General features: G+C 66.5%; 11 protein-coding genes. 2 read left to right on the forward strand and 9 right to left on the reverse strand.

The genetic code is table 11. The annotated features are described in order from the left end of the window. Nucleotides 1-3 precede the first annotated feature (3 nt). From A5779_RS23530 to A5779_RS23550, 5 genes are all read right to left on the reverse strand, one after another. The gene (locus tag A5779_RS23530; RefSeq protein WP_413784933.1) at nucleotides 4-555 is read right to left on the reverse strand and encodes a hypothetical protein; all 552 of its coding nucleotides are present in this window, start codon (nucleotides 553-555) and stop codon (nucleotides 4-6) included. A 37-nt stretch (nucleotides 556-592) separates the two neighbouring features. Beyond that, nucleotides 593-1,312: an oxygen-binding di-iron domain-containing protein gene (locus A5779_RS23535; protein WP_064886151.1), complete on the reverse strand. Its 720-nt coding sequence runs from the start codon at nucleotides 1,310-1,312 to the stop codon at nucleotides 593-595. Nucleotides 1,313-1,379: 67 nt separating this feature from the next. Continuing rightward, on the reverse strand, nucleotides 1,380-1,976 hold the full coding sequence (locus tag A5779_RS23540; RefSeq protein ID WP_064886143.1) for a hypothetical protein: 597 nt from the start codon (nucleotides 1,974-1,976) through the stop codon (nucleotides 1,380-1,382). A gap of 14 nt (nucleotides 1,977-1,990) precedes the next feature. After that, the gene (locus tag A5779_RS23545; RefSeq protein ID WP_207549113.1) at nucleotides 1,991-3,607 is read right to left on the reverse strand and encodes a long-chain fatty acid--CoA ligase; all 1,617 of its coding nucleotides are present in this window, start codon (nucleotides 3,605-3,607) and stop codon (nucleotides 1,991-1,993) included. Beyond that, the gene (locus A5779_RS23550; RefSeq protein ID WP_064886155.1) at nucleotides 3,604-5,088 is read right to left on the reverse strand and encodes a WS/DGAT/MGAT family O-acyltransferase; all 1,485 of its coding nucleotides are present in this window, start codon (nucleotides 5,086-5,088) and stop codon (nucleotides 3,604-3,606) included. The genes A5779_RS23545 and A5779_RS23550 overlap by 4 nt, the downstream gene beginning before the upstream one ends. Before the next feature lie 115 nt (nucleotides 5,089-5,203). Between A5779_RS23550 and A5779_RS23555 the strand changes: the two genes are divergently transcribed. Further along, nucleotides 5,204-6,517, forward strand: coding sequence for a PucR family transcriptional regulator (locus A5779_RS23555; RefSeq protein ID WP_064886144.1), 1,314 nt, complete (start codon nucleotides 5,204-5,206; stop codon nucleotides 6,515-6,517). A gap of 17 nt (nucleotides 6,518-6,534) precedes the next feature. Here A5779_RS23555 and A5779_RS23560 read toward each other — a convergent pair whose 3' ends face one another. The 3 genes from A5779_RS23560 to A5779_RS23570 all read right to left on the reverse strand — a co-directional run bounded on the left by A5779_RS23560 (nucleotide 6,535) and on the right by A5779_RS23570 (nucleotide 9,190). Then, nucleotides 6,535-7,323 (reverse strand): SDR family NAD(P)-dependent oxidoreductase, encoded by a 789-nt coding sequence (locus tag A5779_RS23560; RefSeq protein ID WP_064886145.1) that lies wholly within the window; start codon nucleotides 7,321-7,323, stop codon nucleotides 6,535-6,537. Between the two features lie 22 nt (nucleotides 7,324-7,345). Further along, on the reverse strand, nucleotides 7,346-8,194 hold the full coding sequence (locus A5779_RS23565; protein ID WP_064886146.1) for an SDR family NAD(P)-dependent oxidoreductase: 849 nt from the start codon (nucleotides 8,192-8,194) through the stop codon (nucleotides 7,346-7,348). A 93-nt stretch (nucleotides 8,195-8,287) separates the two neighbouring features. Continuing rightward, a complete protein-coding gene (locus tag A5779_RS23570) occupies nucleotides 8,288-9,190 on the reverse strand; it encodes an alpha/beta hydrolase fold domain-containing protein (RefSeq protein WP_064886147.1) in 903 nt (300 codons plus the stop codon). A 136-nt stretch (nucleotides 9,191-9,326) separates the two neighbouring features. Between A5779_RS23570 and A5779_RS23575 the strand changes: the two genes are divergently transcribed. Then, nucleotides 9,327-10,106, forward strand: coding sequence for a DUF3159 domain-containing protein (locus A5779_RS23575; protein ID WP_064886149.1), 780 nt, complete (start codon nucleotides 9,327-9,329; stop codon nucleotides 10,104-10,106). A 3-nt stretch (nucleotides 10,107-10,109) separates the two neighbouring features. Here the strand turns inward: A5779_RS23575 and A5779_RS23580 are convergent. Continuing rightward, nucleotides 10,110-10,540 (reverse strand): substrate-binding domain-containing protein (locus tag A5779_RS23580; protein WP_461786801.1); only part of this gene is annotated, 431 nt, incomplete at its 5' end.

Raw genomic sequence — 10,540 nt, forward strand, 5'->3', positions numbered from 1 at the left:
ACTCTAGAAGGTTTTCACGCCCTGGACAGCGATGGTCATTCCGTGGCCGGTGCTGTCATTGCTGATCCGGGTGCCGTCTTCGGTCGCGTCGATGGTCCAGCCCACAGCGCTGTACTGGCGATAGTCGAGGGTCACCACCGGAATGTCACCGAGGTTGCCCACGACCCACTTGATCTGGCCATCCGGCGTCAGCCTGACCCCGGTCGCGTGCTCGCCGTCGATCACCGGTGCGTCGGTGAAGTCGGATTCGCATCCGACGTACTGCTTGGACAGCTGGCAGCGGGTCAGACCGGATTTGGTCTCGATGAAGACGTACCCGTTCTCCGGTTGTAATGGGGCAGCCCCGGCCGGCGGAGCTGCAGCAGAGGGACTGGGGGTAGCTGGGGTGGTACTCGACGGGGGCGCCGGGGTGGACCGGGTGGGCCGTGCGGTCGGGAAACTGGGCTCGGTGGGTGATTGCGGGCTGGTGGCCGGAGTGCCTTCGATGCTCGATTGGCAGCCGGACAACAGCGCACCCGCAGCCAGCAGGGCGCCCAAAGATTGCCACGCCTTCACGGCGCCAAGGCTACGCATCGCGGGTGGTCACGGCGGGTCATGACGCGCCGAACAACCCCGCGTATCCCTCGGAGAGCGCCCGCAGCTGCGCGGCCCCGTCGCCGCGGAACGAAGCGCCGTGCATGATGGCCAAAGTGGTGGGGCTCAGCTCGGCCAGCCGGGTCAACGTGGGTATCAGATTCGTGGTCAGGCCGGTGGCGTGGAACAGCTCCTCGGCCGCTAATGCCGGTGCCACGCAATCGGACTCAGTCAGAGCCGGGCACTGGCCGGTGTGGGTGAACAGGTCGCCGGCCAGCAGCGTCGACGTGGCCTCGTCGAACCAAAGCCCGGCCTCCCAGTTGTGCGGTACGTGCGGTGTGGCGAGAAAACGCAAGCGATGCCCACCGGTGTCGTGCACGCCGTCCAGAAGTGCTTCGACGGGCGGTCGATCGCACATGTCGGTCAGCGACAGCCCGATGGCCAGCGGGCCGTGGATCACCTCGGCGCGCGGTGCGGCCGCCAGGAACTGGTTGACCCCACCGCACTCGTCGGCTTCCACGTGCCCGAATGCGATCCAGCGCAATCGGGTCAGCGGCAGAACTCGCTCGATGGCCGCCGACACCTGCGGAAACAGGAACCGTTGGCCCGTGTGGAACAGGAACGGTTCGTCGCCGGTCAGCAGGAACTGGTTGAAGGTGAAGCCATGCTCGGTGATCCCAGGTATCCAGGTGGACAGCCGGTAGGTGTCCGGGGCGATCTCGTCGACGCGGGTTTCCAGGTCGGAGGCCATGAGTTCATGGTCCGCCCCGGGAAACCACACAGAGCGGGTTTCCCGGGATGTCGGGTCAGGTGAGGAACGGGTTGTGCTCCGGCAGCGGCTTGATCAGCGGATCGAGCAGCTTCGCCGACTGTTCGACACTCAGGACGTCGGCCGGGTCGAGCTGGATGAACTCCCGCGCGCTCTCGTCGTACTCCCAGACGTCTTCACCGACCAGCCGGCCGTTGTCGTAGGGCCAGATCATGTGCTCGGCGGTCTTCACCAGATAGGTGGCCTCGGGATCGGCGGCCATTCCTTCGGCGGCGAGGAGGACGCCCGGCGTTTGCTGGTAGATGTACGACGTCGACACGATCATGTCATCGCTGATCGCCAGCTTCTCGTCGTCGGCATAGAAGATGCACTGGGCGGTGTCCTTCCACGCATGGTAGAGCCCCTTGACTGCCTCGGTGCCTTCCACCGTGACGCTCTTGCCGAGCATGTTGAAGTGGTACACCGGCTTCTCGACGGTCATGTCCGGGGCGAAGATCTCCTCGTAACGCCCGGCCATTTCCAGGTAGCGGTGCCGGTTGTAGGCGTGCAGCATGTAGAGGTGACGGGGGTTGTCCGTCGTCTCGATCAAGCGCTCCACGGCTCGGTTGGTCCGGGTGATGTCGTATCGACTCATTTTTTCGTTTCCTTTCAGGCTGTGAGAAACATGGTTCGGAGTTCGGATTTCTTGAATTTGCCGGTGGCAGTGCAGGGAAGCGCTTCGACGAATTCGATGCGGTCTGGCAGCTGCCACCTGGCGAAGTCCTGTGCGAGGTGGTCGCGCAGCGCTTGGGCGGAGGCCCGGCCACCGTCCGCAAGTACCACCACGGCCAGCGGGCGCTCGCCCCAGCGCTCGTCGGGCACGGCGATCACCGCGGCCTGTGCGACGGCGGGATGCGACATCAACTGGTTCTCCAGGTCGACCGACGAGATCCACTCGCCGCCGGACTTCACCAAATCCTTTGACCGGTCGCAGATCCGGACACAGCCGTGGGGATCGATGCGCACCACATCGCCGGTCTTGAACCAGCCGTCGGCGGTGAAACTGTCCGCCCCGCGGCCACCGTGGTAGCTGCCCGCCACCCAGGGTCCGCGCACTTCGAGTTCGCCCATGGCGGCGTCGTCCCAGGCGATGAGATCACCGTTCTCGTCACGCCCCCGGATGTCGAAGAACGGGCTCGCGACACCCTGCCGCATGCGGTACTCGTACTGCTCGTCCCGCTCACCCGCGTCGAGGTGCGCCGGTGAGCGGCAGACCGCGCCCAGGGGAGCGGTTTCGGTCATTCCCCAGGCCTGCACCACAGTCAGCCCGTGGCGGTCGAATCCTTCGAACATCGACCGCGGCACTGCCGCGCCTCCGACGACCAGCCGGTCGAGTTCCGACAAGTCCCACTTGTTCGGGTCGGCATCGAGTGCGGCGAGCATGCCCATCCACACCGTCGGGACGCCGGCCGTCATCGTGACGTGCTCGCGGGCACACAAGTCGAGGACACTTTCCGGGTCCAGGCGCGGGCCCGGCAGGACCAGACGCGCGCCGGCAAGAGCGGCAGCGTAGGGAAGGCCCCACGCGTTGGCGTGAAACATCGGGACGACGGGAAGGACTGTGTCCCTGGACGATACCGACAGCTGGTCGGGTAGGGCCGCGACCAGTGAGTGCAGGGCCAGCGCTCGGTGGGAGTACACGACGCCTTTGGGGCGCCCGGTGGTGCCCGAGGTGTAACACATGGCGGCGGCGCGCTGTTCGTCGAGCGCGGGCCAGACCATTGGCTCGGCCCCCGCTATCAGAGCTTCGTAGCCGAGCGTTCCCGCGGGCGCGTCCCCATCGTGGGTGACGACGATGACGTGGCGGAAATCGTGTCGGGCACTGAAAGTTTCGAATACGTCCAGCAGGGACTCGTCGACGATGATCACCCTGTCGTCGGCATCGTCGACGATGAACACCAACTCGTCGGGAAACAACCGGGGGTTGAGGGTGTGAATGACGGCTCCCATGGCGGGCACCGCGAAGTATGCCTCCAGGTGCTCGCTTTGGTTCCACAACAGCGTGGCCACCGGATCGCCCTCGCGGACGCCAAGGGTACTCAGCGCACTCGCCAGGCGGCGGGCGCGGACCGCGCATTCGCCGAAGGTGGTGCGCGTGACCGCACCGGAAGGCCTGCGCGAAACCACGTCAACGTCGGAATGGAAGCGCTCGGCGCGATCGACGATGCTCGTCAGTGTGAGCGGATAATCGTCCATGCTGTTGCTGCCCAACATGTTTGCGGTCATGACGTCGTCTTCTTCCGGCGCACGACCCGGGTGGCGTTCCGCAGTTCTTCCAGGCCTTCGCCGAGGGCGGCCAGGATCGGCCACGGGTCGTCGACCAACTCGCGGTCGACGACGATTCCGAACTCGAGGGAATCCTGATAGCTCATCACCGTGATGTTGATGCCGATCCCGTCGAGCACCCCGGAGACCGGGAACTGGGCGCGCTGTCTGACCCCGCCGAGATACAGGGGAGTAGCCGGCCCGGGGACGTTCGAGATCATGGCGTTCGCAGGCTGATTGAGCCCGCGCACCCCGGCCAGGCGGGACAGCGACCGGGCGGCCTGGGCGAACAAGGCCGGCGGGATGAAGTGATTGGCGTCCTGCAGAAGTGAGGCCGGCAACGCGCGCTGCCGTTCCTTGGCGGTGTTCATCGCCTCGTTGATCCGGCGCACGCGCTCGACGGGATCGGCCTCATCGGTGGGCAGCTGGGTGAGCATCACCGACACCCGGTTGCCGAAGGTGCCCTGCTGCTCGGGGGTGCGCACAGACATGGGGATGAAACTCGCGAGAGGTTCGGCGGGCAGTTCACCCTGCTTGTCGAGCCAGGCCCGCAGACCTGCCGTGCAGATCGCCAGCACGACGTCGTTGACGGTGCAGCCGAGGGCGTTCTTGATCGCTTTGACCTCGGACAGCGGCATGGAGCCGAAAGCGACGCGGCGGTGTGGCGATACCCGCGCCTGGAACCGGGTCCGGGGAGCGGTGACGTCGCTGCCCCGGAGTGCGGCCACCGGACTGCCGGCCTTCATGGCTCGCTTGACCAGCCGGCTGCTGCGCGCGATCGCTTTCACACCGGGGAGATGCCGGATGGTCGGAACGTCGTCGAGGTGCGGCAGTGCCGTGGGGCCGGCGCGCAGAACCCGCAGCGGCTGGCTTGCCAGCCCGACCAGTCCGCGACCCAGCATCTCCACCTCCGACGGGTACTTCTCCGCGACGATCGTGGGTGCAGCTTCGCGCTCACGGCCGGTGGCGTCATCGAGGAGGATGCTCATGACCTCGGCGCCGGACACTCCGTCGACCGCGGCGTGGTGCATCTTCGTCAACACCGCGACGCCGCCGTCTTCGAGTCCGTGGATGACGTACACCTCCCAGAGCGGGCGCGCCCGGTCGAGCTGGCGGCCGATGATCCGGGCCACCTGCTCGGCCAGCTGGCGCTGGTCGCCCGGTGCGGGTAGGGCCAGCTCGCGGACGTGGTACTCGATGTCGAAGGAGCCGTCGTCGACCCAGTACGGGTAGTCGAGGGAGAAGGGCACCTGGGCCAGCCGCCAGCGGAAGGTGGGCAGCAGGTGCAGGCGTTCGCTGATGACTCCACGAACGAGTGCGGCATCGAGCGGCTCGCCCGATGCGGTGTGGGAGTCGTAGATGCCGAGAACACTGACGTGCCCCTGGACACGATCGTTCTCCATGGCCAGGAACTGCGCGTCGAGGCTGGTCAGTTGTCGCATGTGAAGATCGTCTGTCAGCGGGGCCGGCATTCTCTTGTCTGCGTGCGCCAACGCCGCGCCCGGTGGTTGTTCAATTTGCCTACCGTGGGCCGGGGGCGGCGCTACCGTGCACTGCATGGAGCCGGCCTGGGCAGACGCACAGGATGCTGAGCAGCGACGAGTGTGGTCGGCGGTGCTGCGGCCGGCCGCTGCCGAACTCACCGAGCGGGCCCGCGAAATCTCAGCAGCGGTGAACGATTACACCCGAGCTCGGCTGCGCGACCTGCTGGCCGACGAACAGGCTCTCGAGGTCAATCGGGCGAGTACCGAGGCAAGCATTCTCGACTTCGCGCAGGTGTTGTCGTCCGGCGAAGATCCGCTGGCGGCGGTGCAGCTGCAGTCGCCGACGCTCGACTATGCACGGGACGGTGCACAACACGGCATCCCGCTCACCACGCTCATGCGCAGTTATCGCCTCGCGCACGCCGCAACCGCGACTCAGTTCAACGCGATTCTGCAGAACCATGCGCGCAATGCCGAGGAACTGCACCTTGCCTCGGAGCTGGGGTCGGCGTGGATGTTCGCCTATGTCGACGCCGCGCTGTGCCTGGTGGAGGAGGTGTACACCGCCGAACGCGACCGATGGCTGCGCAGCGCCGCCGCCAGCCAAGCCGAGACCATCGCCACCATCCTGGCCGGTGAACCCATCGACACCGACGTGGCGACCCGGCGGCTTCGCCACGATGTCCGCCGGGTCCACGTTGCCGCGATCGCATGGCTCGAAACCCACGAAGAAGGGCGCAACACGCAGGCCGTCCTCGAAGCGGCGATCCGCGATATCGCCTCGGCAATAGGGAATCAGAAGCCCCTCGTGCATCCGCTCGGAATCCTGTCGACGGCCGCCTGGATCAGCTCACACAGTCATATCCCGTCGAAGGTGTTGGACGAGTTACGGTTCCGGACTGCGAATGCGCCCGGTGTGCGGGTCGCGATTGGCGAGCCTGCGCCCGGGATCGGGGGTATCCGGTCGAGCTATGTGGAAGCGGTTGAGGCGCAACGAGTCGCACGCCTTGCCGGCCGTGCGGCCGGTAGCGTCACCCGCTACGACAATGTGTCGCTGCGGGCCATCGCGACTGCCAACCTCGACCAGGCGCGCGATTTCGTGCGACGCGAACTCGGACCGCTCGGCGAGATGGACGAAACCACCCGTCGCCTGGCTGCCACAGTGCGTGCCTATCTCGACGAGAACTGCAGCCGTGGACGGACAGCCAAGCGGCTGCACGTCCACGACAACACCGTCGCCTACCGGATTCGTCAGGCGGAGGAACTGTTGGGCAGGTCGTTGGAGCGGCGCACCCTCGAGTTGCGTGTCGCGCTGGCCCTGGCCGATGTCGTCACCGAAACCTCTGATTCCGAAACGACGCCCGCCTCCCTGCGTACGGCCAACTGATTGGCTCGCGCCCCGGGTCAGACCCGGCCGAGCATCGCGTCGCGCACCCGCCCGACCCCGGCCACGCGCGCGAGGTCACCGATCAGAACCGGTGCGACAGCCCCGATTCCGGTCAGAAGACGCACGCCTAACGAAGCGACCGTGGTCTCGGGTGTGCCGCGCTCGATGGCCCTGGCCACTTCCCGGGCGACATCCTCCGGTGAACTCGTACCGAACCCTCGCGGAAGAGTGACACCGGTGTCCGCCAACATCCCCGCATCACGGATGGGACCGGGAAAGATCGTGGACACGCCGATTCCGGTGCCGTGCAACTCCTGACGTAGGGCAAGCCCGAGGCCACGCAGGCCCCATTTTGTGGCCGTGTACACCGCGCCGTTGCCGGGTGTCGCGATGAGTCCGGCTCCCGAGGAGATGAAGACGATGTGCCCCTGGCCGCGGTGTCGCATCGACGTCACCGCCGCCCGGGCGAGCGCGGCTGGGGCCAGCAGATTGATACGCACGGCTTCTTCGATCTCACTGTCGCTCAGCATCGCGAGATCCTGCGGGATGCCGACGCCGGCGTTGGCGATGAGGATGTCCACATCGCCTGCACGGTCCATCAGATCCCGCACCTCGCCGAGGTCGGTCAGATCTGCCGTCAACGCGCGCGTGGGCGGTCCCAGCTCACCGACCAGTTTCTTGAGCTCCAGTTCGCGCCGGCCTGTCACCGTGAGTGCGCACCCGCGCCGGGCGAGCTCGCGTGCGATGGCCCGGCCGATCCCTCCCGTCGCTCCGGTTACCAGCACGCTGCGGCCTTCAAGTTGCATGTCATGTCCTCGAATATGTTGTCTACTTGGATAATTCGGCCATGCGTGTCGCGATCCACCGGGCCAGCGGCGGGGCAGTCCGCGAGAGCGCATACATCAGGTGCGCTTCGGCGGCGACCGGCGCCACCGCGCGGTTTCGGTCCACTGCGCGCAGGATGTTCCTGGCCACACGCTCAGGGGTGTAGCTGCGCTTCCGATAGGTCGACTCGAGCTGCCTGCGCCGTTCGTCGACGTCCCCGCCACCGCGGATTGGGCTGTTCTGCGTGATGGCGGTGTTGATGATGCCGGGACACACCGCGGTGACACCGATGCCATGGGGTCTCAGTTCCATGCGCAGTGCTTCCGACAACCCGAGTACCGCGAACTTCGTTGCGCTGTAGGCGGTCAGTTGGGGATTGGCCAGGAGTCCGGCCGCCGAGGACAGGTTGACGATGTGGCCGCCGCGACCCGAGCCGATCATGGTGGGCAGGAAGGCCTCGCACCCGTGCACCACCCCCATCAGGTTGACGTCGATCAGCCACTGCCAATCTTTGACGTTGGTATCCAAGAAGCCGCCCACCAGGCCGACTCCGGCGTTGTTGACCAACAGGTCCACCCGGCCGAAATAGTCGGAGGTAGCGTCGGCGAAAAGTGTCATCGACTCGGTCTCGGACACATCTGCCCACGAAGTCAGCACCTGCGCACTGAGGGCGCGGGCCGCCTCAGCGGTGTCGGACAGGCCGGCCTCGTCGACGTCGCACAGCGCCAGCCGGGCATGCCGTCGGGCACACAACAGCGCCAGCTCTCGACCGATACCGCTGCCGGCGCCGGTGACGACCACAACCCGATCGGTGAGGTCGGCGGTCTTGAATCGAGGTCCAGTTATGGGCATGCACCGACGCTATGGACACAGCGTGGCCGCTCGCTCGTGCGGATGAGCCAACGTGTGCCCGGTCGGTTGTCGCGATGCGCTAATCGGGAGTGTTCACCGCAGATGCTGGACGAGATGGGCGGCAATGCGTTTCGTCGCGTCATGCGCAGTGGCCGCTTCTGACCTCGTGAAGCCGTGGTCGATGCCCTCAAAGCAATGGTGCGTGATCGGGACACCCGCGCCGGACAATCGCGCCGCCAGCTCGTCGCCCTCGGGGCCGAGAGTGTCGAGGGCGCCGGTCAGAATCAGTGTCGGCGGCATTGCGGCCGTCAGCTCGTCATCGAAGCGGGGAGAGGCCAGCGGCTCCCGTGAGCGGCTCGTGTCCACGAGATACGAGTCGATCACGAGTCGTTGGATCCTTCGCGATATGCGTGGACGCGCCTTGACGGAGGTGCGGTCGGCCCGGCTGAGGTCGACGACGGGGAAGGCCAGCGCCGCTGCGCGCAACCCGACTTCTCTTGTGCGATAAGCCTGCTGGCACACGTTCACAGCGAGCTTCGCGCCGGCGCTCGCACCCGTCACCGACATTCGGGCCGAGTCCCAACCGCGGCGAGCGGCTTCGCCGCGTACCCACAGCGCGACGTCGAAGCATTGTTGTTCGGCCACCGGATATCGCACCTGCGGCGCCGTGGCGTAGTCGGCCAAGATGACCACCGCGCCGGCCTCCGCTGCGATGTGGTGCGTGATGTATTCCTCCTGCCGTGGGTTGCGCACGATGAAGGCGCCGCCGTGCAGGTGCAGGTTGACCGGCGGACCGTCAGCGCCGGCCCTGGCGAGCGGCGCGTCGGGGTGCGGCGAATAGATGAGGCACCGGACAGCACCGTGGCGCGTGGGTACCTCGACGATCTCAGGTGGGGCGACGCGCCGTGTCGCGGAGCTGAAACTGCGCGGGGTGGGTACCAACGGCAGCAGCCGTTGCGTGAGATGGGCTGCGACCCGCGCTGTAGCTGTGTTCACGCGGCGGAACGCTAGCCAAGTTGGGCCGGCGCGGGCTTGTCGCGAAAGGCTGAAAAGCGCGGGTGTCGTTGTGGGAGGGCGACAGAGCTCAGGACTTGCCCGGGAATCTCCCAGCTACGTCACCTACGGTCGTCGCGTGCTCGGCAAAACCCTCGATGCGTTCCTGGACTCTCCGCTGTCCGGGATCGTGCCGTGGGCGTTGATGGCGATCCTGGCCGGGCCCGGCAGGTATGAGATCGCAGTGTGGGGTGCGCTCGGTTTTTCGCTGCTGGTGCTGGCACTGGACCGTCGCCGCAACATTCCGGTCCACGTGCTGGAGATGCTCGGAGTGTCCTTCTTCGTGGTGCTGGCCGCCGTCGGGCTGGTTGCCTCCCGAGGGCAGAAGACATGGCTGGAAATGTGGTCGGGGGAGATCACGAACGCGTCGTTAGCGATCTTCGCCCTGGTCAGCCTGATCATCGGACGGCCGTATACGACGGCGTACGCACGCGACATCACCCCGTCGGACCGTTGGGACACGCCGCTGTTCAAGCGCACGAACATGGTGGTGACCGCGGTGTGGGCGGCGGCATTCGGCTTCTCGGCGTCGGTCGGTTTCCTCGGGGATGTGTTCTTTGGCAGCACCGACAATTTCTGGACCGGCTGGATTCTCCAACTGGCGGCACTGTTCTTCGCGGTGGCCGTCACCGAGTTCTATCCCGACTACGCCCGCGCCACGGAGGCTGCGCATGCGCTACACCCGGTGCCGTCATGGTCGCGGGTGTTCGAGTGGCTGCCGCCGTTCGTGCTTGCCACCGGTGTCGCAGGCTGGCTGCTGGCCACGGTCAGCAGTGGGGTGGCTGCTGATCTGGTCGTGATCGGCGCGTTCGGCACGGCGCTGTTGCGACGGCGCGAGCTGCGGGCTCGAGCCACCTAGCTGTCAGGACTTGCTCGGCTGCGGCAGGAACTGGTTGTCGAGGAACTTCGCATAGTCGGGCAGTTGCGTGCCGGGGTCGATGGACTTCTGGGTTTTGGCCCACGCCCCGAGTTCGGCCAGCTTGTCGGCCAGGTCTGGATTCAGCTGCAGCGTGAAGTCGAATTCGCCGAGTACGGTGCCGAGCAGCTCCGGATCGAGCTGGGTGGCTTTGGCGACGGCGTCGGTGGCGGCCTTGTCGTGCCGGGACAGGGCGGCACCTGCGTCATCGAGGGCAGTGAGGAAGGCGGCGATCGCTTTGCCCTTGGTTGCGACGGCGGATTCGGTCGCGATGAACAGGCTGTGCTGGTTGTAGGTTCCGCCGCTCAGTGCCACCGCGTCGTCGCCGAGTGCCTTGATGGTCTGCGCCTGGTAGGGCTGGAAGATCGACACCGCAG

This window comes from Mycolicibacterium peregrinum (assembly GCF_001665625.1).
Taxonomy (GTDB): Bacteria; Actinomycetota; Actinomycetes; order Mycobacteriales; family Mycobacteriaceae; genus Mycobacterium; species Mycobacterium peregrinum_B.